The organism is Nonomuraea sp. NPDC049152 (assembly GCF_040648355.1).
Classification (GTDB): Bacteria; Actinomycetota; Actinomycetes; order Streptosporangiales; family Streptosporangiaceae; genus Nonomuraea.
Window position 1 is genome coordinate 114,402 of sequence record NZ_JBEZDO010000029.1, and the last position, 20,906, is coordinate 135,307.

Annotated in this window: 21 protein-coding genes; 8 read left to right on the plus strand and 13 right to left on the minus strand. The window is 71.9% G+C overall.

Annotated features, from left to right (window positions below):
- Positions 1-27: 27 nt before the first annotated feature.
- From AB0B45_RS39125 to ligD, 3 genes are all read right to left on the minus strand, one after another.
- Entirely contained in the window at positions 28-711 is a 684-nt protein-coding gene (locus AB0B45_RS39125; protein WP_358141665.1) for a class F sortase, read from the minus strand.
- A complete protein-coding gene (locus tag AB0B45_RS39130) occupies positions 704-1,231 on the minus strand; it encodes a hypothetical protein (RefSeq protein WP_358141667.1) in 528 nt (175 codons plus the stop codon). Before AB0B45_RS39130 ends, AB0B45_RS39125 begins: the two co-directional genes overlap by 8 nt.
- 68 nt (positions 1,232-1,299) lie before the next feature.
- The gene (ligD, locus tag AB0B45_RS39135) at positions 1,300-2,298 is read right to left on the minus strand and encodes a non-homologous end-joining DNA ligase (protein WP_358141670.1); all 999 of its coding nucleotides are present in this window, start codon (positions 2,296-2,298) and stop codon (positions 1,300-1,302) included.
- A 358-nt stretch (positions 2,299-2,656) separates the two neighbouring features.
- Between ligD and msrB the strand changes: the two genes are divergently transcribed.
- On the plus strand, positions 2,657-3,058 hold the full coding sequence (msrB, locus tag AB0B45_RS39140) for a peptide-methionine (R)-S-oxide reductase MsrB (protein ID WP_358141673.1): 402 nt from the start codon (positions 2,657-2,659) through the stop codon (positions 3,056-3,058).
- 2 nt (positions 3,059-3,060) lie between these two features.
- On the opposite strand, the gene AB0B45_RS39145 is transcribed toward msrB, so the two are convergent.
- The 4 genes from AB0B45_RS39145 to AB0B45_RS39160 all read right to left on the minus strand — a co-directional run bounded on the left by AB0B45_RS39145 (position 3,061) and on the right by AB0B45_RS39160 (position 6,610).
- Positions 3,061-3,723, minus strand: a complete 663-nt coding sequence (locus AB0B45_RS39145) for a hypothetical protein (protein WP_358141675.1) — start codon at positions 3,721-3,723, stop codon at positions 3,061-3,063.
- Between the two features lie 104 nt (positions 3,724-3,827).
- Positions 3,828-4,532, minus strand: coding sequence for a hydrogen peroxide-dependent heme synthase (hemQ, locus tag AB0B45_RS39150; RefSeq protein ID WP_358141678.1), 705 nt, complete (start codon positions 4,530-4,532; stop codon positions 3,828-3,830).
- A 4-nt stretch (positions 4,533-4,536) separates the two neighbouring features.
- Entirely contained in the window at positions 4,537-5,949 is a 1,413-nt protein-coding gene (gene hemG / locus AB0B45_RS39155) for a protoporphyrinogen oxidase (RefSeq protein WP_358141681.1), read from the minus strand.
- A gap of 19 nt (positions 5,950-5,968) precedes the next feature.
- A complete protein-coding gene (locus AB0B45_RS39160; RefSeq protein ID WP_358141683.1) occupies positions 5,969-6,610 on the minus strand; it encodes an SAM-dependent methyltransferase in 642 nt (213 codons plus the stop codon).
- Between the two features lie 146 nt (positions 6,611-6,756).
- On the opposite strand from AB0B45_RS39160, the gene AB0B45_RS39165 reads away from it, so the two are divergent.
- Positions 6,757-7,824 carry a DUF4349 domain-containing protein gene (locus AB0B45_RS39165; RefSeq protein ID WP_358141684.1) on the plus strand — a complete coding sequence of 356 codons (1,068 nt, stop codon included), beginning with the start codon at positions 6,757-6,759 and terminating at the stop codon, positions 7,822-7,824.
- A 59-nt stretch (positions 7,825-7,883) separates the two neighbouring features.
- On the opposite strand, the gene hemE is transcribed toward AB0B45_RS39165, so the two are convergent.
- Entirely contained in the window at positions 7,884-8,912 is a 1,029-nt protein-coding gene (gene hemE, locus AB0B45_RS39170) for a uroporphyrinogen decarboxylase (RefSeq protein WP_358141686.1), read from the minus strand.
- A 348-nt stretch (positions 8,913-9,260) separates the two neighbouring features.
- Here hemE and AB0B45_RS39175 point away from each other — a divergent pair, with 348 nt between their 5' ends.
- The 6 genes from AB0B45_RS39175 (at position 9,261) to AB0B45_RS39200 (ending at position 14,611) form a co-directional block, all read left to right on the plus strand.
- A complete protein-coding gene (locus AB0B45_RS39175) occupies positions 9,261-9,464 on the plus strand; it encodes a hypothetical protein (protein WP_358141689.1) in 204 nt (67 codons plus the stop codon).
- 60 nt (positions 9,465-9,524) lie between these two features.
- Positions 9,525-10,118, plus strand: a complete 594-nt coding sequence (locus tag AB0B45_RS39180) for a DUF3000 domain-containing protein (protein WP_358141691.1) — start codon at positions 9,525-9,527, stop codon at positions 10,116-10,118.
- A gap of 29 nt (positions 10,119-10,147) precedes the next feature.
- On the plus strand, positions 10,148-11,410 hold the full coding sequence (locus AB0B45_RS39185; protein WP_358141722.1) for a ribonuclease D: 1,263 nt from the start codon (positions 10,148-10,150) through the stop codon (positions 11,408-11,410).
- A 68-nt stretch (positions 11,411-11,478) separates the two neighbouring features.
- Positions 11,479-12,618, plus strand: a complete 1,140-nt coding sequence (locus tag AB0B45_RS39190; protein WP_358141694.1) for a Gfo/Idh/MocA family oxidoreductase — start codon at positions 11,479-11,481, stop codon at positions 12,616-12,618.
- Positions 12,615-13,778 (plus strand): DUF993 family protein, encoded by a 1,164-nt coding sequence (locus tag AB0B45_RS39195; RefSeq protein WP_358141697.1) that lies wholly within the window; start codon positions 12,615-12,617, stop codon positions 13,776-13,778. Before AB0B45_RS39190 ends, AB0B45_RS39195 begins: the two co-directional genes overlap by 4 nt.
- Positions 13,775-14,611, plus strand: coding sequence for a sugar phosphate isomerase/epimerase (locus AB0B45_RS39200; protein ID WP_358141700.1), 837 nt, complete (start codon positions 13,775-13,777; stop codon positions 14,609-14,611). The genes AB0B45_RS39195 and AB0B45_RS39200 overlap by 4 nt, the downstream gene beginning before the upstream one ends.
- Before the next feature lie 26 nt (positions 14,612-14,637).
- Here the strand turns inward: AB0B45_RS39200 and AB0B45_RS39205 are convergent, their stop codons facing one another.
- The 5 genes from AB0B45_RS39205 to AB0B45_RS39225 all read right to left on the minus strand — a co-directional run bounded on the left by AB0B45_RS39205 (position 14,638) and on the right by AB0B45_RS39225 (position 20,721).
- Positions 14,638-17,295: a PEP/pyruvate-binding domain-containing protein gene (locus AB0B45_RS39205; protein ID WP_358141703.1), complete on the minus strand. Its 2,658-nt coding sequence runs from the start codon at positions 17,293-17,295 to the stop codon at positions 14,638-14,640.
- 229 nt (positions 17,296-17,524) lie between these two features.
- Positions 17,525-17,953, minus strand: a complete 429-nt coding sequence (locus AB0B45_RS39210; RefSeq protein WP_358141724.1) for an alkaline phosphatase family protein — start codon at positions 17,951-17,953, stop codon at positions 17,525-17,527.
- Complete coding sequence (locus tag AB0B45_RS39215) at positions 17,871-18,659, minus strand: TIM barrel protein (protein WP_358141706.1); 789 nt, start codon at positions 18,657-18,659, stop codon at positions 17,871-17,873. The genes AB0B45_RS39210 and AB0B45_RS39215 overlap by 83 nt, the downstream gene beginning before the upstream one ends.
- Before the next feature lie 52 nt (positions 18,660-18,711).
- The gene (locus AB0B45_RS39220; RefSeq protein ID WP_358141709.1) at positions 18,712-19,704 is read right to left on the minus strand and encodes a LacI family DNA-binding transcriptional regulator; all 993 of its coding nucleotides are present in this window, start codon (positions 19,702-19,704) and stop codon (positions 18,712-18,714) included.
- A gap of 117 nt (positions 19,705-19,821) precedes the next feature.
- On the minus strand, positions 19,822-20,721 hold the full coding sequence (locus AB0B45_RS39225; RefSeq protein ID WP_358141711.1) for a hypothetical protein: 900 nt from the start codon (positions 20,719-20,721) through the stop codon (positions 19,822-19,824).
- Positions 20,722-20,906 lie beyond the last annotated feature (185 nt).

The following is a 20,906-nucleotide window of genomic DNA, read 5'->3' on the forward strand; positions in this document are numbered from 1 at the left end:
CTTCGGGGATCGCCACCGCCACTCAAGTCAGGGGTAGTACGCGTGGGCCAGGTGGGCGTAGACGATGGTGTTGTCCTTGTAGCTGTGTGCCCGCCGGTCGAACACGCCGCCGCATGTCACCAGCCGCAGTCCGGCGTACTTCACCTTCCCGAACACCTTCGTGCTGGGAAAGACCTTCTTGGCCACCTGCTCCACCCGGTCCACCACGAAGATCGCCACCGACCGGTCGGCCCGCATCACCTGCACCTGGTCCCCACGCTTGATCGCCCGCAGGTTCGCGAACACCGCGGGGCCGGTCCGCGTGTCCAGGTGCCCGGTGATCACCGCCGCCCCCCGCGCCCCAGGCACCGGCGCGTACCGGTACCAGCCTGCCACGTTGGGGTGGTCCAGCGGCGGGTTCTCGATCGCGCCCTTCGCGTCGACCCCCAGCTCCATCAGCGGCGCCGACACACCGAGCTTGGGGATGTACACGGCCGTCGGCCGAGCCGTCCGCATCGGCTTGGCCGCCCTCCCGACCAGCACCTCGGGCGGCTCGGTCAGCGACGGCGCACCGACCTTGGGCAGCGCCGAGGAGGCCGTGGCGGAGACGGGCACCGGCTCGGGCGCGCCGCCCACCATGCCGGTGACGCCGAACCAGATCAGGGCGAGTCCGGCGAGCGACACCAGCACGGCCCCCGCCATGATCAGCTTGTGCCCAGGCGGCTTAGCCACTCCGCCGTTCCGAGGCGCCGCGCCGTACCGCGAAACCCGCCAGCCCCGCTCCGGTCAGCAGGGCCGCGCCGCCGGCGGCGAACGGCCACATGGGGTGACTGGGGGCGAGCCCGCCCGCGCCGGTCTGCGGCGGTCCTTCGGGGATACGGTGCTTGTTCTCGTCCACGGGCTTCCACGGCGCTTCGGGTCGCGGCGGCTCGGCGGGACCCGATGACCAGGTGTCCTGCGGGGCGGGCGCGTTGGACCACGTGTCCTGGGGCGCGGGCGCGTTCGACCAGGTGTCCGAGGGGATGGGGACCTTGGACAGGATGTCGTCGGGGTTCGGCAGGTGCGGCGGCCTGACGTCGGGCTGCCACGGATCGCCAGGGTCGCCGCCCTGGACGGGGTCGTCCTCGCACGCCAGGACGAGCAGCTTGCAGTCGCCGGCCATGGCGGTGCCCACGCCCGCCACCATGGTCACGCCGCCGACGATGAAGGCCGTCACCGCTCCCGCGGCGGCGAGCCGTCGTGCTGATGCCATAGCCATAGTCCGAGAGCCTCCCGAACTATTGGACCAGGCGTCAAGTAATGTGATTCAAGTGATACAAGTCACTCATCCCTGGCCTTGCTGGGCTGCACGCGCTTCGGCTCGCCCGGCATCTTGGGATAATTCGGCGGGTACGGCATGTCGCCGCGTTCGTCCTTGTCGTACCGCTCCAGGAGCGTCTCGATCGAGAAGGCCCGCTCGTCGATGTCCCTGTGCACGTCACCGAGCCTGGCGAAGCGCTCGGGCATGGTCCTGATGTCGAAGTCGCCGGGCTCGGCGTCGGAGAGCTCGTCCCAGGTGAGCGGCGCGGAGACGGGGGCGTGCGGCTTGGCGCGCACGGAGTAGGCGCTCGCGATCGTCCTGTCCCTGGCGTTCTGGTTGAAGTCGATGAACACCCGCTCGCCGCGCTCCTCCTTCCACCAGGCGGTCGTCACCAGGTCGGGATCGCGGTCCTCGATGGCCCTGGCCAGCGCGATGCCCGCGTGCCGTACCTCGACGAAGTCCCAGCGGGGCTCGATCCTGACCGCGATGTGCACGCCCCTGTTGCCCGAGGTCTTCACGAAGCCGGTCATCCCTGCCTCGGCCAGCACCTCGCGGGCCAGGAAGGCGGTACGGCGGGCCGCGTCGAACTCGAGGCCGGGCTGCGGGTCGATGTCGATGCGCAGCTCGTCGGGGTGCTCGACGTCGGCGGCGCGCACCTGCCACGGGTGGAAGTCGATCGTGCCGAGGTTGGCGCAGTAGGCGATCGCGGCCACCTCGGTGACCCTGAGCGCGTCGGCCGTCCGCCCGCTGGGGAAGGTCACGGTGACGGTCTGCAACCAGTCGGGGTGCTTGGCGGGCATCCGCTTCTGGTAGATGGCCTCGGTCTCGACGCCGTCCGGGTGCCGTTTCAGGTGGGTCGGGCGGTCCTGCAGCGCCCGGAGGGCGCCTTCGCCCACGCTGACGTAGTACTCGACCAGCTCCCGCTTGGTGGCTCCGATCTGCGGGAAGTACACCTTGTCGGGATTGGTGACCTTGACGGTACGGTCCCCGACCTGCAGCTCGATGAAAGGCGACGCCATGGGCTGAACCTACCCCGAATCCGCTCATGACGCCCTTTGACCGGGCCGATCGACCGACGACCGGGGAGGAGCGGGTGGGTCCGTCCTGGAGTGCCACGGTGGCGGGACCGAGCACTCGACAGGACGAACCGACGACCGCCCGCCTTCACGCCGCTCCGGACGCTGGCGCATCGTCCGGCCGGCTTCGCGGGCCGTCTGCGCGCAGTACGGGCATAGCTGCGCAGCGGCGACGACCCCAGGCGAGCGGTCTCACCCCTCTAGGGAGGTGAAGTCCACCCCCACACCGACAAAGACGCAGATACACCCCAAAAAGGATGCTTCGCGCGAGTGATTTTTCCGTGCCGCATAAGGTGGACGCATGAACAAGGTGGTCAAGAGCGAGGCCGAATGGCGCGCGCAGCTCACTCCCGAGGAGTTCCACGTCCTCAGGGAGGCGGGCACCGAACGACCCTTCAGCGGAGAGTACGTCGACAGCAAGACCGAGGGCGTCTACTCCTGCCGCGCCTGTGGCGCCGAGCTGTTCAGGTCCGACGCGAAGTTCGAGTCGCACTGCGGCTGGCCGAGCTTCTTCGAGCCGTCGGAGACCGAAGCGGTGACGCTGATCGAGGACCGCACCCACGGGATGGTCCGCACCGAGGTCCGCTGTGCCGCCTGCGACTCCCATCTGGGTCACGTCTTCCACGGCGAGGGCTACCCGACCCCCACCGACGACCGCTACTGCATCAACTCGATCTCGGTACGGCTCGAGCCCAAGGAGTAGCGTCAGTCGGTCTCGGGGTGGGTGACGCGGCAGTCGCCGTCGTCGGGGCCGAGGACGTTGGCCAGAACGGGATTGCCGTTCTCCCCCGACTCGGCCTGGACGAAGACGACGGGCCTGTCCTCACCCGTCTCCCGCAGATACTCCAGCCCCCGCTCGCACAGCGTGATCGCCTGCGCGGAGTTGTGCGCCGACTCCGGCAGGTCCGTGTAGATGCGCAGATACCCGCCCACGGTCCGGATGTCCTTGAGGCGCTTGGCCGCCTTGTCACCGGCGCCCCAGCGCTTCTCGAAGTACTCGGCCGCCTTGGCGTCGGTGTGCTCGGACTTCTTGCCCGCGCCCGAGGCGGGGGCGGCCGGCGGCGCAGGGGGCGAGCTCACCGCGGCGGTCGCCGCGCTCGCCACCGCCCTGCCGGCCCCTCCCGCCGCCTCGGCGACGGCGGAGGGCGTGCCCCTCGTGAAGGGGATGACGGTCATGGTGCCGGCGGCCTGCTGCCCGCGCTCCCGCCCGAACATCCCGCCGCCCGCTGCCAGTCCGACGACTAACAGCGCCGCCCCTGCGACCGCCCCCTCCAGCGCCCACGGCCTGCGCGTCCTCTTGCGCCGCCGCCCACGCCTCCCGCGCCTGGAGCGTGCCAGGCCGCCGCCCTCATCCACCCTTTGCCTCACTACGACAGGGGATTTGGCCTGATTATGACAAAGGAACGGCGATCAGTCCCGGAAGACGGCAGATCCGGCAGGCCGACGCCTTTACAAAGTAAGTGAAGCACGGATCAGGGCAGGGCGGTGATCAGCTCACCCACCGGCTTGCGGACCCCGGTGTAGAACGGCACCTCGATCCGCGTGTGGCGCCTGGCCTCGGCGCCGCGCAGATGCCGCATGAGGTCGACGATCCGGTGGAGCTCGTCGGCCTCGAAGGCCAGCATCCACTCGAAGTCGTTGAGCGCGAAGCAGGCCACCGTGTTGGACCTGACGTCGGGGTACTCGCGGGCCATCATCCCGTGCTCGGCGAGCATCGTGCGCCGCTCGCCGTCGTCGAGCAGGTACCACTCAAGCGACCGCACGAAGGGGTAGACGCACACGTAGCCCCTCGGCTCCTCCTCGGCCAGGAAGGCGGGGACGTGCGACTTGTTGAACTCGGCGGGCCTGTGCAACGCCATCGCCGACCAGACCGGCTCGCTCAGCCGCCCCAGCGTGGTGCGCCTGAAGCGCGAATAGACGTCCTGCAGGTCCTCGGCCGTCGGCGCGTGCCACCAGAACATGTAGTCGGCGTCGGCGCGGAAGCCGGCCACGTCGTAGCAGCCGCGCGTCACGACGTCCTTGCCCTCGGCCTGTTCGAGCAGCTCGTTGACCTCGTCGGCCATGCCCTCGCGGTTGCTCGGGCACTGCTCGGTGGCTTTGAACACCGACCACATCGTGTAGCGGATCACCTGGTTAAGGTCGCGGGCCTTGGGCCGCTGGGTCGTCCCCTCAGTCATGCGGTCATTCTCCCCTGTCACCCAGGTGGTCGAGTATCCGGGCCGCGGCCGTACGGGCGGTCGAGACGCACGCGGGCACGCCGAGCCCGTCGTAGGCCGCGCCGCAGACCGCCAGCCCCGGCTCGACGGCCACGGCCGCGCGGACGCGGGCCACGCGGTCGAGATGGCCGACGTTGTACTGCGGCAGCGATCCGCCCCACCTGCTGACGCGGCTGTCGATGGGCAGCCCGCGCACGCCCACCACCTCGGCCATCTCGGCCGTGGCCAGCGAGACCAGCTCGGCGTCGTCACGCTGGAGCACCTGCTCCTCGCCGATGCGGCCGATGGAGCAGCGCACCAGGACGATCGAGGGGTCGGATTCGACCAGGTGCGGCCACTTGACCGAGGTGAACGTCGCGGCCTTCACGGCGCGGCCCTCGACGGGCGGCACCAGGTAGCCGCTGCCGGTGGGCGGCGTGGGGAAGGCGGCGGCCGGGTAGGCGAGGGTGACGATGGCCATGCTGGAGTACTCGATCCTGGCCAGCTCGGCGGCGGCCTTCGGCACCGCGTCCGACAGCAGCCTCGAGGCGGGCGTCGCCGGCACGGCGATGATCACCGCGTCGGCCTCGACGGTCTCGGGCCTGGGGACGGGCCCGGTGACCAGAAGCCAGCCGTCCTGCGTGCGCCGCAGCTCCCTGACCGTCACGCCGGTCCTGATGTCGGCGCCCGAGGCCTTGGCCACGGCCTCGGGCAGCCTGCCGAGGCCGCCGCGCAGGCTGGTGAAGACGGGGCCCGCGTCCTTGGGCGTCTCGTCCACGATGTCCCTGACGGCGCCCAGCAGCGACCGCTCCGAACGCGCGGCGGCGGCGATGCGGGGCATCGTCGCCTCCAGCGACAGCATGTCGGCCCGGCCCGCGTAGACGCCGCCGAGCAGCGGCTCGACCAGCCGTTCGACGACCTCGGAGCCCATCCGCGCCCTGATGTAGGAGGCGACGGACACGTCGGTGCGCACCAGCGTCGCGGGCAGCAACTGGTCGAGCGGCACCCTGATCAGCCCGCCGGGCGAGATGATGCCCGACCTGGCCAGCTCGGTCAGGTCGCCGGGCACGCCCATGACCTGACCCTTCGGCATCGGCCTCAGCGCGCCCCTGGTGTAGACGGCCGCCTGGGTGGTGCCGGGTTCTGCCAGGTCGGCGCCCAGCCCGACCATCCTGGCCAGTTCGATGCCCTCGGGCCGTCTGGCCAGCATCGACTCGGCGCCCTCGTCCGCGCTGACGCCCGCCACCTCGGAGGCGCGCAGCTTGCCGCCCACCCTGGGACCGCCCTCGAGAACGGTCACCCGCACCCGCTCGCCGCCGCCCTGCCTGAGGAACCACGCCGCGGCCAGCCCCGAGATGCCGCCGCCGACGATCACTACATGCCGCTGATTCCCTTCCACGTCTCCTGACGCTACCGCCTCATGCCCCCGCCTCCGCGAGACGGTAGGAGCTGACGGCGAACGGCCGCTCGTGGTCGGCGTCGACGTGCTCGCCCACCTTGCCCAGCATCGGGTCCCCGTCGAGGAACCTGTGGAGCCTGCGCGCCTCGGGCCACGGGTGCGTCGCGACCAGCGTGCCGCGCGGCGACAGGAACGAGCGCAGCCGTTCGGAGGCCAGCCGCAGCCGTTCCTCCCTGCCCACGTAGTAGAGCGTCTCGGCGCAGAAGACCAGGTCGAAGCGGCCCCCAGGGTCCTGGTTGAGGAAGTCGACGGCGGCGAAGGCGGCTCTGCCTTCGGCCCTGGCCGCCGCCCTCTCGACGGCGCGCTCGGAGACGTCCACGCCCACCACGTCCGCCTCGGGGTAGGCGTCGGCGGCCAGCAGCGTGAAGGTGCCCTCGCTGCACCCCACGTCCAGGATCCTACGGAAGTCGCCGCCGCCCACGCTTCTGAGCGTGGCGTCGTACTTGGCCGCCTCGTAGGGGTCGACGGAGTGCCGCCACGGGTCGGGTTTGCGGTGGAACCAGTCGAAGTACCGCTGCAGGAAGCGGCCCTGCCCCTGCGCCGGAAGCAGTGACATCGTGCGGAAGAACATCCTGTGAAGCCTGTCAGGAAGCGTACGCATGACTCCAGCCTGTGCGACGCGAGGCCGAGATCGTCATCCCCGAGGATGATTTCGCGTCCGGGACCAGGGTGCTGCCGTGATCGGGAGGAGTGCCGAACGTGACGACTTCGTGACGGCATAGCGCGGACCGCGGCCGTCTCACGGATATGAGCAGATTTCGGTACAGCATGGCGTTAACCGCGGCAGGCGCCGCGCTCGTCCTGTCCGGCTGCGGCGGCGGAGCCTCGCTCAACCGGACGGACTCGGCTGGAGCGGCGCCCGCCGCCGCGCCCGCCCAGAAGGAGAGCGCGGCGTCGGCCGGAAACTCCGGCCAGTCACCCGGCAAGCAGATCACGATCGCGCCCGAGCAGCGCTCGATCATCTACGTGTCGGAGATGACGGTCCGCGCCAAGGACGTCACCAAGGCGGGCGAGCAGTCCAAGCAACTGGTCACGGGAGCGGGCGGCTACCTGGCCAACGAGCAGTCCGACGCCTTCGAGGGCAGTGAAGGCAGTTCCACGCTGGTCTTCAAGATCCCGCCGACGGCGTACCAGGGCCTGCTCGACCGGCTGGGCAAGGAGCTCGGCAAGCGGGAGTCGCTGCGGCAGAACACCAGTGACGTGACCGAGGAGGTCGCCGACGTCGCCAGCCGGCTGAAGTCGGCCGAGCAGGCGCTGGCCTCCATGCGCACGCTGCTCACCAAGGCCACCACCGTCGGCCAGGTGATCGAGGTCGAGCGGGAGATCGCCACGCGCGAAGCGGAGCTGGAGTCGCTGCAGGCCAGGCAGAAGGCGCTCACCTCGCAGGTGTCGATGGCGACCCTGACGCTGCGGCTGATCGGACCCGTGGCGACCGTGGTCGAGCCCTCGGACGAGCCCGCGGGCTTCCTCGGCGGCCTCAAGGCGGGGTGGTCGGCGCTGGTGAGCTTCGTGAAGATCCTGCTGACCGTGATCGGCGTGCTGCTGCCATGGCTGGTGCTGATCGTGCCGGTGGTCGTCGGCATCCTGATCCTGGTACGGCGCGGCCGTGCCCGCCGCCCGGCCGCCCAGACCAGACCCGCCGCTCCCCCCGCTCCCGTGAACCACGGCGGTCCACCACCATGGCCCCGGCCCGACAACGACGTCCCGGCGGCGCACGGAGCGCAGAGCCGCCGCCCGGAGCCCGAGCAGGACGTTCCGGCGGCGCACGGGGCACAGAGCCGCCCGGAGCCCGAGGACGACTCCCCCGCGTCCTGACGGCCGCGCAGGCCGGCGAGCAGCCACCCGTCCGCGTCGTCAGGCCGAGCCTGGAGCGGCTACGCCTCCGACGTGAAGGAGTGGACCAGGTCCGTCAGCCTGCGCAGCTGGTCGGGGTCGGTAGAGGGCAGCACCCCGTGGCCGAGGTTGAACACGTGGCCCTCGGCGGCGCGCCCGCGCTCCAAGATCTGCCGCGCCTTGCGCTCGACGGCCTCCCACGGGGCCAGCAGGATGGCGGGGTCGAGGTTGCCCTGCAGCGCCTTCCCCGGGCCGACCCTGCGCGCGGCCTCGTCGAGCGGCACCCGCCAGTCGACGCCCACGACGTCAGGCCCCGCCTCGCCGAGCACGCCGAGCAGCTCGCCGGTGCCCACGCCGAAGTGGATGCGCGGCACCTCCGACACCGCCGCGAAGATCCGCTCGGTGTACGGCATGACGTACTCGCGGTAGTCGTCGGGCGCGACCGCGCCCACCCACGAGTCGAACAGCTGGATCGCCGAGGCGCCCGCGCCGATCTGGACCCTGAGGTGCTCGATGACGATGCCGGTCAGCCGGTCCATGAGCGCGTGCCACAGCGCGGGCTCGCCGTACATCATGGCCTTGGTGTGGTCGTGGTTCTTGGAAGGACCGCCCTCGATCAGGTAGGAGGCGAGGGTGAAGGGCGCGCCGGCGAACCCGATCAGCGGGGTGCCGCCCAGCTCGCCCACCAGCGCCCGGATCGACTCGGTGACGTACGGCACGTCGTCGGGCTCCAGCGGGCGCAGCACCTCGAGGCCCGCGTGGTCGCGGATGGGGTCGGCGATGACGGGGCCGACGCCCGGCTTGATGTCGAGGTCGACGCCGATGGCCTTGAGCGGCACGACGATGTCGCTGAAGAAGATGGCCGCGTCGACGCCGTAGCGGCGGACCGGCTGCAGGGTGATCTCGACGATCAGGTCGGGCCGCGCGCACGCGGTCAGCATCGGCACGCCCTCGCGCACCTTGAGGTACTCGGGCAGGGACCGCCCGGCCTGACGCATGTACCACACAGGGGTGTGCGGGACGGGCTGGCGGCGGCAGGCGCGCAGGAAGGCGGAGTCGGCGAGATTCACCGTTCAAGGGTGCCACGCGATGGTGGTGGTCGCTCCACCGGCGCTTATCGGAAACATACGCATGCCATACCTAAAGTCACGATCAGGAGTCGAACATGAGGTTTAGAGCACTTCATCCCTTTAGCGCGGGCGCGCCGACCGGACAAGGCCCCGCCATCGGCGCGGCCCGGGTACAGTTCCTGTCACGGTCACCCCGAAATCCCCTCTCGACTGGACCAAATGTTCGCCAATCCACCGCGCGTCATCGATTACCGCCCCACTTTCAGGACACGCCGAGCGCGTTGCGCGGAATTGTCAGCGCGGCATGCCAACGTCGGAGCCACGTCCGCTAAGAAAGGCTCCGTACCGATGACCGCGTTGTGGAGTTCCCCCGAGCGCCGCAGTGAGCACTGCCCGTCATGCACAGGCGAGAGGCTCTTCGAGCAGCCGCCATGCGTGGAGGGACACCAGGCGTGCCCGGAGTGGGCGTGCCTGGAGTGCGGCCACGCGCTGCTCGTCGCTCCCTTCGAGCAGGCGGGCTCCGCCGCTCGTCCGCTGACGGTCGCGGCTTGATCGGCCCCGATGAGCACCCCCGTGGTCCCCATGCGACCCTCCTCGACCTACGCTTCGGCTATGACCATCGGTGACGCGCCACCGGCCCCCGCCTCCTTCAGGCGAGCGGTCGAGAGCCTGCGCGCGGCCGAGGTCAGGCCGGAGATCGAGCTGGAGGACCTGCCCGCCCCTCAGCGGCTGGCGCCGTTCTCCGCGGCCATCGGCGCGTCGGTCTACCGCGAGGACGAGGAGCTGGCGATCGGCAGGCTGATCCTGCTGTTCGACCCCGACGGGCAGCGCGGCTGGGAGGGGCAGTTCCGCCTGGTCGCCTATGTCAGGGCCGACATGGAGCCGGAGATCACCTCCGATCCGCTGCTGGGTCCCGTGGTGTGGAGCTGGCTGACCGAGGCGCTCGACTCCCGCGAGGCGGGCTACCGCGCGGCGGGCGGCACGGTGACCCGTGCGGTCTCCGAGGGATTCGGCGACAAGGCCGACGACCCCGTCTCCACCGAGCTGGAGCTGCGCGCGTCGTGGTCTCCCGCCGAGGAGGATCTCTCCGGCCATGTCGCCGCCTGGTGCGATCTGATGTGCCTGGCGGCCGGCATTCCACCGCTACCACCTGACGTGGCCACGATGCCGCGCCGACGCGAAGATCCGGAGTCCACCAGGCCGTGACCGAACGTAGTGAGGGCACCAGCAGGCGCATCAGCCCGGCTCATGAGGCCGACGGAGGAGACCTCCAGAGCCCGGAGAACACCGTCGTTCCCCTTCTCGAGCCACGGGAGGGGATCCCGCCCGTCATCGCCTCGGAAGAGGAGCTGACCAGGGCGATCGAGGAGTTCGCCAAGGGCAGCGGCCCTGTGGCGGTCGACGCCGAGCGCGCCTCGGGCTACCGCTACGGCGGCAGGGCCTACCTGGTGCAGCTGCGCCGCGCGGGCGCGGGCAGCGCGCTGATCGACCCGATCGCCTGCCCCGACCTGTCCAAGCTCGACGAGGCGGTGGCCGACGCCGAGATCGTCCTGCACGCCGCCTCGCAGGACCTGCCGTGCCTGGCCGAGATCGGGTTCAGGCCGCGGCGGATGTTCGACACGGAGCTGGCCGGGCGGCTGCTCGGCTACGAGCGGGTGGGTCTCGGCACGATGGTCGAGACCGTGCTCGGGCTGCGCCTGGAGAAGGGGCACTCGGCGGCCGACTGGTCGACCAGGCCGCTGCCCGAAGACTGGCTCCGCTACGCGGCTCTCGACGTCGAGGTGCTGGTGGAGCTGCGTGACGTGCTCCACGACGAGCTCGTCGACAGCGGCAAGCTGGAGTGGGCGCAGGAGGAGTTCGCCGCGGTGCTCGCGACGCCGCCGCCAGCGCCGCGCTCCGACCCGTGGCGGCGCACCTCGGGCATCCACAAGGTGCGCAACGTCAGGGCGCTGGCGATCGTGCGCGAGCTGTGGACGATGCGCGACCAGATCGCCCGCGACGGCGACATCGCGCCGGGCAGGGTACTGCCCGACGCGGCCATCATCACCGCGGCGCTGGAGATGCCGCGCACCAAGAAGGCGCTGACCGACATCACCGCCTTCACCGGCCGGGCCGCCCGCCGCCACATGGCGGCCTGGCTCGACGCCGTGCAACGCGCCCGCACGCTGCCCGACTCCGAGCTGCCCGCGCCGAGCACGCCAGGCGACGGCCCTCCACCCGCCAACCGCTGGCCCGACCGCGATCCCGCCGCCGCCACGCGGCTGGCCGCGGCCCGCTCGGTGGTGGCCGCGCTGGCCGACGAGCACCGCATGCCGACGGAGAACCTCCTGCAGCCCGACGCGGTGCGCAGGCTCACGTGGGAGCCGCCCGCCGAGATCACCGAGGAGGCGGTCGTCGAGCGGCTGCGCTCGCTGGGCGCCCGCGAGTGGCAGCTCGGCCTCGTCGGCCACCCGCTGGCCAGGGCGCTCGACCGGCTGGAGACCAAGGGCGCCGTCTAAGCCGCTTGACTGCCACGCTCTCGCCGCCGTACGGTCATCCGGAAAGCGCTTTCCTGAGGAGAGGTCACATGAGCGTGCGCACGATCAGTGTCGCGATGAACGGCGTCACGGGCCGGATGGGCTACCGGCAGCATCTGGTCCGGTCGGTCCTGGCCATCAACGAGCAGGGCGGCGTGACCCTCTCCGACGGCGGCAGGGTCATGCTGCGGCCGATCCTCGTGGGCCGCAGCGAGGCCAAGCTCGCCGACCTGGCCGCCAGGCACGGCGTCGCCGACCACACCACCGACCTCGACGCGGCGCTCGAACAGGCCGACGTCTACTTCGATGCCCAGGTCACGCAGGCGCGCGTCAAGGCGGTGCTGAGGGCCATCGAGGCGGGCAAGCACATCTACGCCGAGAAGCCCACCGCCGAGTCCTACCAGGAGGCCATGGCGCTGGCCGAGGCGGCCGCCGCCAAGGGCGTCAAGAACGGCGTCGTGCAGGACAAGCTCTTCCTGCCCGGCCTGCTCAAGCTGAAGAGGCTGATCGACGGCGGCTTCTTCGGCCGGATCCTCTCGGTGCGCGGCGAGTTCGGCTACTGGGTCTTCGAGGGCGACTGGCAGAGCGCCCAGCGGCCCTCGTGGAACTACCGGGCGCAGGACGGCGGCGGCATCATCCTCGACATGTTCCCGCACTGGCACTACGTGCTGGAGAACCTGTTCGGCGAGGTCGAGTCGGTCTACGCCAAGGCCGTCACGCACATCCCCACCAGGGTGGACGAGCAGGGCGAGCCGTACGAGGCGACGGCCGACGACGCCGCCTACGGCGTCTTCGAGCTGGCCGGCGGCGTCATCGCGCAGATCAACTCCTCCTGGGCGGTCCGCGTCAACCGCGACGAGCTGGTGGAGTTCCAGGTCGACGGCACGCACGGCAGCGCCGTCGCGGGCCTGCGCAACTGCCGCGTCCAGAGCCGCGCCACCACTCCCAAGCCGGTCTGGAACCCCGACCTGCCCGTCACCGCGCGCTTCCGCGACGACTGGCAGGAGATGCCCGACAACGCCGACTTCGACAACGGCTTCAAGATCCAGTGGGAGCTGTTCATCAGGCACGTCGTGGAGGACGCGCCCTTCCCCTACGACTTCGCCTCCGGCGCGCGCGGCGTGCGGCTGGCCGAGCTCGGGCTGCGCAGCTCGGCCGAGGGCCGCAGGATCGCGGTGGCGGAGCTGTGAGGATCGACCTGCCCGGCGGCGCCTACACCCTGAGCGACCCCGTCACCTGGCCGGTCGTCGACCGCCCCGCCACGAGCCGCGTCGTCTACGCCGCCGCGCACGTGGTCGCCGACCCCATGGGCGACAACACCCCCGGCTCCCCCGCCGCGGTCGACTGGGACGCGACGCTGCGCTTCCGCGGGCACCTGTGGTCGTACGGCCTGCGCGTCGCCGACGCCATGGACACCGCCCAGCGCAACATGGGCCTGGACTGGGCCGCCACCCGCGAGCTGATCAGGCGCAGCGCCGCCGCGGCCCGCGCCTTCGGCGACCCCGCCGAGCTGGTGGCCTGCGGCGCGGGCACCGACCACGCGCCCGGCGCCGCCACCCTCGACGAGATCACCGCCGCCTACACCGAGCAGATCGAGACCGTGCAGGCCGCCGGGGCGGGCGTGATCGTGATGGCCTCCCGCCGGCTCGCCCGCGTCGCCGCTGGTCCCGCCGACTACCACCGGGTGTACGGCAAGCTGTTCGGCGTGGCCGACCGGCCGGTCATCCTCCACTGGCTGGGCGAGATGTTCGACCCCGAGCTGGCCGGATACTGGGGCTCGCACGACGTCTCCCAGGCCACCGAGTCCTTCCTCGAACTGATCCACGCCAACGCCGCGATGGTCGAAGGCGTCAAGGTGTCGCTGCTGGACGAGGCGCACGAGGTGGCGCTGCGGGCGGCGCTGCCGCAAGGCGTCAGGCTCTACACCGGCGACGACTTCAACTACCCCTCGCTGATCAGGACGGGCTCGCACGCGCTGCTGGGCATCTTCGACGCCATCGCCCCGGCCGCCGCAGCCGCCCTCCAGGTGCTCGACGCCGCCGAGGCCGCCTGCACCCCCGAGGCCCGCGACCGGCTGCTGGCCCACTACGACGAGATCCTCGCGCCGACCGTCCCGCTGTCGCGCAAGATCTTCGAGACGCCGACGTACAACTACAAGACCGGCATCGTCTTCCTGGCCTGGCTCAACGGCCACCAGGACGCGTTCGCCATGGTCAACGGCGCCCAGGCGGCCAGATCGCTGCCCCACCTGTGCGAGGTGTTCAAGCTGGCCGACCAGGCGGGGCTGCTGGCCGACCCGGAGCTCGCCGTACGGCGGATGCGGGCGCTGCTGGCGGTGAACGGGCTGTGAAGCTGTCTCTCAACCAGTGGACCACCAGGCGGTGGACGGTGGCCGAGGCCGTCGAAGGGTGCGTACGGCACGGCGTCGAGGCCATCGGGCTGTGGCGGCAGGAGGTGGCGGCGCAGGGCCTGGCCGAGACGGTCAAGCTCGTCGGCGACGCCGGCCTGAGGGTGTCGTCGCTGTGCAGGGGCGGTTTCCTGACCGGCGGTTCGCCCGAGGCCATGGCGGACAACAGGCAGGCGATCGACGAGGCGGCCGAGCTGGGCGCGGCCTGCCTGGTGATGGTCGTCGGCGGTCTGCCGGGCGTCCCCGCCGGTCAGGCGCCCGCCGAGGGATTCTCCCGCGACCTGGCGGGGGCGCGGGAGCGGGTGGCCGAGGCGCTGTCCGTGCTCGCCCCCTACGCCGGTGAGCGTGGGGTACGGCTGGCGCTGGAGCCGCTGCACCCCATGTACTGCGCGGACCGGGCGGTGCTTTCCACGCTCGGCCAGGCGCTCGACCTGGCCGAGCCGTACCCGGTGGAGCAGGTGGGGGTCGTGGTCGACACCTTCCACGTGTGGTGGGACCCCGCGGTGTTCGGGCAGATCGCGCGGGCGGGGGCGCGGATCGCGTCGTACCAGGTGTGCGACTTCCTGCAGCCGCTGCCCGCCGACGTGCTGCTGGGCAGGGGGATGATGGGCGACGGGGTGATCGACTTCGCGCCGATCACCCGGGCGGTGCGGGCGGCGGGGTACGAGGGCGACGTGGAGGTGGAGATCTTCAACGCCGACGTCTGGGCGGCCGACCCCGACGCGGTGGTGTCCACGATGAAGGACCGCTTCGCCTCGCTCATCCTCGCGCCCTGACCCCGCCCCGCGATCATCCGCCTGGATCAGTCGGCGATCGAGATCACGCCCGCCGAGCCGTCCACGGTGATCGTCTGTCCGGTGACGATCCGGTGGGTGGCGTCGGCCACGCCGACCACCGCGGGTATCCCGTACTCCCTGGCCACCACCGCGCCGTGCGACATCGAGCCGCCCATCTCCATCACCAGCCCGCCCGCCGTCAGGAACAGCGGCGTCCATCCGGGGTCGGTGGAGGGCGCGACGAGGATCTCGCCGGGCTCCAGGTGCGCGCCGACCGGGTCGAGCACCACCCTCGCCGGCCCGGTGACGGTGCCGGCCGAGGCGGGGGTGCCCGTCAGCGCGCCCTCCTCGGCCGCCGCCCTGACGGCGAGCGCCTCGGGCTCGGTGCCGTCCGACAGCAGCACCCTGGGCACGTGGCGGCGGCGCACCTCCTGCTCGTAGGCCGCCCGCCGCCGGGCCACCAGCTCACCGAGGTATCCGCCGCCCAACGCCGCGCGGACCTCGCGGAAGTCGAGGAAGTAGACGTCGTCGGCCGTGTCGAGCACGCCCTTGGCCACCAGTTCCTCCCCCACGACGCGCATGCTGCGCCGTACCGCGGCCAGGACCTCGACCATGTAGTACTTCGGCAGCTCGCGCAGGCCCCCGAACAGCCTGGTCCTGCGCAGCCCGAAGGCCGCCAGCCGCCCTCGCCACCTGCCCTTGGCCGCCGCCATGGACACGATCGCCCTGACCGCCCGCTCGGCCTCCTCCGCGCCCCTGGCGAACATCGCGTCGGGAGCGAGGTCGGCGCCGTCCAGCCTGAGGTAGTTGGCCAGCACGCCCAGGATGTGCGCGGGCTCGTCGGACCAGCGCGGCATGCCGAGGTCGATCTCGGCGACGCCGCGGTGGCCGTAGCGGGCCAGGAAGCCGTCGATCGCCCGCTGCGCCCTCAGCTCGCCGCGCGCGTGGCGGGCCGCCAGCTCGCTGACCGGCTGCGTCCTGAACGGCTCGGCCGCCTCGGGGTCGGCGCCGATGGCGGTGGCCAGCCGCCACAGCTCGATGTCCATCTCGGTGGTGGGGTTGTGCGGCAGGCTGCGCAGCACGGCCTGCAGCTGGTCGCCCTTGGCGCCCGAGAGCCTGCCCGCCAGGCCGAAGCCCGCGTAGCCCACGAGCACGACCGGCATGATCGAGAAGATCATCGGGAACGTGCCGCGAAGGCAGCGCTCGGCGTGGTCGAGCCGCTGCTCGGCGGTCGCGTCAGGGTCGACGCGCAACCTGGCGTCGAGCGCCTTGCCCAGCCGCCTGGTGTACTCGAGCGCCGCGTGCGGCCTGGCCAGCGCCAGCGCCACCCGCTTGGGCGCGCCGACGCGTCGGGCGACGCGCACCGCCGTACGGATGAAGGGGCGCATGGAGGTGGTGGTGACCGACAGCCGCGGGTCCTCGGCGATCTGCTCGAACACCACGCCCGCGCGCGCCTCGCCGAACGCGAGCGCCCTGGGCAGGATCTTCCTTCCCGCCTTGCTGCGCACGGCGGTGGTGATGTCGAGGAACATCCGCATGCCCGAATCGGCCGCGATCGCCGCGCCCGCGTGCGGGTCGGCGGGCGGGTACCCCGCCATCGTGGTCGCTCCCCCGCTGATCACCTTGAACCCCGCCAGGCCCATCGGCGTGAAGGGGCGCATGACGCCCTGCACGACGTTGACCGAGAAGTAGACGCGCAGGCCGTCTTTGGTGGTCTCGGGCAGGGGGTAGAGCGTGGTGATGGGCCTGGCCTGGGTGAGCCAGAGCGCGCCGTCGGCGTCGATCGCCCACTCGGTGTCCTGGGGCGCGCCGTAGTGGTCCTCCACCTTCCGCCCGAGCGCGGACAGCTCGCGCACCTGGGTGTCGGTGAGGCAGGCCTCCCGCGTGCCGCCCAGCTCGGTGCGCTCGGTGCCGCCGCCCGGCAGGGAGCGGATCGACACCCGCTTGTCGCCGATCCCACGCTCGGTGATCCGGCCGCTCGCCATGTCGACGACGAACCTGTCGGGGTTGACCGCTCCGGACACCACGGCCTCGCCCAGGCCGGGCGCGGCGTCGATGACGGCCTCGTGGCGGCGGCCCGTCACCGGGTTGGCCGTGAACATCACGCCCGCCACCTCGGCGTCCACCATCCACTGCAGGACCACGGCGAGCCTGACCGCCGCGTGGTCGATCCCGTTGGAGGCCCGGTAGGCCACCGCCCTGTCGGTCCACAGCGAGGCCCAGCACCTGCGGACCGCGTCGCGCACCGCCTCTGGGCCCACGACGTTGAGGTAGGTGTCCTGCTGGCCGGCGAAGCTCGCGTACGGCAGGTCCTCGGCCGTCGCCGACGAGCGCACGGCCACGGGGACCCGGTCGCCGAGGCGCGCGTACGCCTCGTCGACGGCCTCGCGCACCTCGTCGGGGACGGGCGCCTCGAGCAGCAGCGCCCTGGCCCTGCCCGCCAGCTCGGCGAGCGTGGCGGTGTCGGCGACCTCGGTCATGGCGAGCTCGGCGATGACGTCCTTCAGTCCCGTGCCCTCGGCGACCCTGTGGTAGGCCTCGGTGGTCAGGCAGCATCCGGTGGGTACGGGGAGGCCTGCCCTCGTGAGTTCGCCCAGATTGGCCGCCTTGCCACCGACGTCGGCGAGCATGCCCGCGTCGATGTCGGCGAACGGTAGTGCGAGCGGTTCGCGTGCGGTCTTCATCTGGCGTTCCCCTTGCCATCAGCCGTGCTTCTCATCCTGTTTGTCAGAAGTGTGCATCGCGGAGAGGGACGAGGGAATGCCTTTGCGTCAAAAAATTCATCAAGTGATGAACTTCTCACCCGTCAGGATGCCGTGGGCTCTTCCGGGCGGACGGGCCTGTGGGGGTCCGGGCATGCCGAAAGGCCCCGCGACGTGCGGAGACGGGTTCAGGAGAGCCGTGCGGAGGGGTTCAGGAGAGGGGGCGGCCGTCGAGGTTCCACGCGGCGTCGACGGGGACGCCGCCGTGGCCGCCCTCGTCGACGTGCCCGTGGTCGGTGGTGACGATCACCGTCCAGCGTTCGTCGGCGTACGTCGCGCGGCTCCTGATCGCGGCGAGCAACCGGCCGAGGAAGGCGTCCTGCAGCAGCAGCGCGTCGGTGTACTCCTGGCACAGCGGCCCGAGGTCGTGGGCGACCTCGTCGGTGTCGCCGAAATATACGAAGGCCAGATCGGGATCCCGCGCGGCCAGGTGCCGCTCGGCCCGCGGTCGAACCTGAGCCCGTCCATCCCGACGACCAGCACCTTGGGCGCGGGTGTCACGAGGCGGCCCGCCCCGAGAACCGAGCCACCCACGCGGCGGCGCCCGGCAGGATCTCCTCGACCGGGGCGACCTGCGGATACCAGGTGCGCTCCCACTCCAGGGAGACCCACCCGTCATAGCCGTGCGCGCGCAGCAGCTCGCCCGCCGCGTCCAGCGGCACCGAGCCCGACCACAGGGGGACGGGGGTGGTGTCGGTCGCGGACACCGCGTCCTTCACCTGGACGTAGGCCAGGTACGGCGTCAGCGCCGCCAGCGTCCGCTCGAGGGGCTCACCGTGCCGCCAGGGGTGCAGCAGGTCCCACAGCGCGACCGCCGCGTCGGGCCTTCCTGTCGCCGCCAGCAGCTCGGCGACGGCCGCCCCCGTGGGCATCTTGTCGTGGGTCTCGACGAAGACCCGCACGCCGAGCGACGCGGCGGTGTCGGCGACCGCCCGCAGGCGGCGGGCGCCGACCGCGGGATCGTCGCCACGCGGGAAGACCCGCACGCCCGGAGCGCCCAGATCGGCGGCGAGCCGGAGGTCGGACAGCAGGGCCGCCACGACGGAGGAGTCGGACGGCTCTGGATCACAGATGCCGACATATCCCGCCAGGGCGGCGATGGCGAGCCCCGCGTCGGCGATCCGCCCGCGCACCGCGTCGCGCTCGGCGGGCGACAACCCGGCGTGCACCCCCGTGTCTGGATGCAGCCGCAGCTCCAGACCCTCGCAACCGCCCTTCGCCGCGACCGCGATCGCCGACTCCAGGCTCTCCCCCGGCATTCCCAGCGTGCTGACCGCCAGCCTCACCCGTGCCTCCTCACGTTCTCCCTCGGCACTCCCAGCGTGCTGACCGTCGGCCTCACCCATGCCTCCTCACGCTCTCCCTGAGCACGACCTCGCCGACGACCCGCTCCACGCGCGTCTCCTCCTCGCCGCCCAGCGCCATGGTCAACGCCTTGGCGCCCATGTCGGCCAGCGGCAGCCGTACCGTGGTCAGGGCGGGGACGTGATCGCGAAGGGTCGTGATGTCGTCGAACCCCGCCACCGACACGTCGGCGGGCACCCCGATCCCGCGCTCGCGGTAGGAGGCCAGCGCGCCGACCGCCATCACGTCGTTGACCGCGAACACGCACGTCGCCTCGCCCGTCTGGCGCGCGGCCGCGTAGCCGCCCTCGCGGTCGAACGCCCCGTGGACGACCAGCGGCTCGGGCAGCCCGAGGGAGGCGAGCGCGTCGACGAACCCGGCGCACCTGTCGGCGGCCGTCAGCAGCCCCGCGGGCCCCGCCAGTACGGCGAAGCGGGTGTGGCCGAGCCCCGCCAGCGAGCGGGCCAGGTCGGCCGCGCCCTGCCTGTTGGCGGGTGCGACGGTGTCGACGTCGAGCAGGTCCTGGCCGACGCAGGCGACCCTGCCGCCGCTGGCGCGATAGCGGGCGAGCTCCTCGCGCAGCCGACCGGTGACGTGGGGGTCGTCGACCCGCGAGCCGGCCAGCAGCACCGCCCGCACGCGCTGGGCGTTGAGCGAGGCGACGTAGGCGATCTCCTGCTCGGGGTCGCGGTGCGTGGCGCCGACCATGACCAGCAGCCCCTGGTCGGCGGCCACCCGCATGGCGCCGTCGGCCAGCGCGGCGAAGTAGGGGTCGGTGAGGTCGTGGACGACGATGCCGATGATGTTGCTGGCCCCGCGGGCGAGCGTCTGGGCCGCGAGGTTGGGGCGGTAGCCCAGCTCGGCGGCGGCCCGCTCGACCCTCGCGCGTAGGGAGGCGCCGACCTGGCGGGTGCTGCCGTTGAGCACGCGCGAGGCGGTGGCAAGGGAGACGCCCGCCTGTCTGGCGACGTCCTCGAGCGTGATCATGACCCCTCCCGGAAAGCGATTTCCAGTCTGTCAGACCGGCGGCCTCCGCGCGATCGTACGGCAACGACGCGACAGCCGCCCTCCCCAGGGGGAAGGCGGCTGCGGGCGCGCGGGGTCCTAGCCGAACAACCAGTCCAGGAGCCCTCCGGAACGCCTGTCCTCGGTGGGCTGCTGGGGCGGCGCGACCGGCTGCTCCGTGGCGGGGGCGGGCGGCGCCTCGGTCGTGGCGGCGGGCGGGGCCTGGGTGGTCGGCTCCGTGGCGGGCTCGTTCTTCGACACCTGCTCCTTGGTGCTCTCGTCGTTGAGCGTGCGCACCGGCTTGGAGCTGGGCTTGGTCGTGGGGGTGCCGATGCGCGCGGTGACCGTGGGCCGCGGCGTCGCCGGCTCCCTGCTCTGCCGTACCCGCGTGGGCTCGGGCGTGGCGCTCTCGGTCGCGGACGACTCGGGGGTCTGGGAGGGGTCCATGACCGGCTCCACGGCGGGGTCGGTCTCGGTCCCCGCCTCCTGGACGGGCGTCTCGGAGACCGCGGGGGCCACCGAGCGGCTGGAGGCGCAGGCCCCGCCCGAGCACGCGTCGCCCCCGGTCAGCATCCAGCCGCCGGCCGCGCCGACCACCACGATGGCCGCCGCGCCCGCCAGCAGGAGCCTGGTGCGCCTGCGCACCTCCCGCGCCGGCGCCTCGCCGTCCTCGGTCCAGCCGGAGCCGAGGAAGCCGCGAGGGGACGACTCGGTGGGAGAGTCGTAGCCCTGGTCGAGGGGAAGGTACTGAGCCTCGGTCTCGGGCACCTCCAGTGCGACCACGGGTGGCGCGTCCATGACCGTCACAAGGGGGATGTCCTCCGCCTCCGCGACGACAGGGGCGGGTGCGGGTGCGGGTGCGGACGCGGAGACAGGCGCGGGGGGCTCCTCCTCCGCGACGACGGCGGGCTGCTCGTCGGTTACGTCCGACTCGGGGGTCCAGCGGTCCGACAGCACGTCACCTGTCAGATCGGGGCTGTCGTTCTCGTCGCGCGCCACGGTGGAACCTCTCTAGTGCTTACGTGATCGCGCACCTTCCTAACAGACTCCCCCACACTTTGTCCGGATATTTCACAAGAACCAGCGATCTAGGGCGCGTATCGAGTCGTGATCAAGTGGTGGTCCGGGTGAGGTGCTTGACCCAGATCATTGAGGCGCGCAGATGGAGGCCGGCGAGGTAGCTG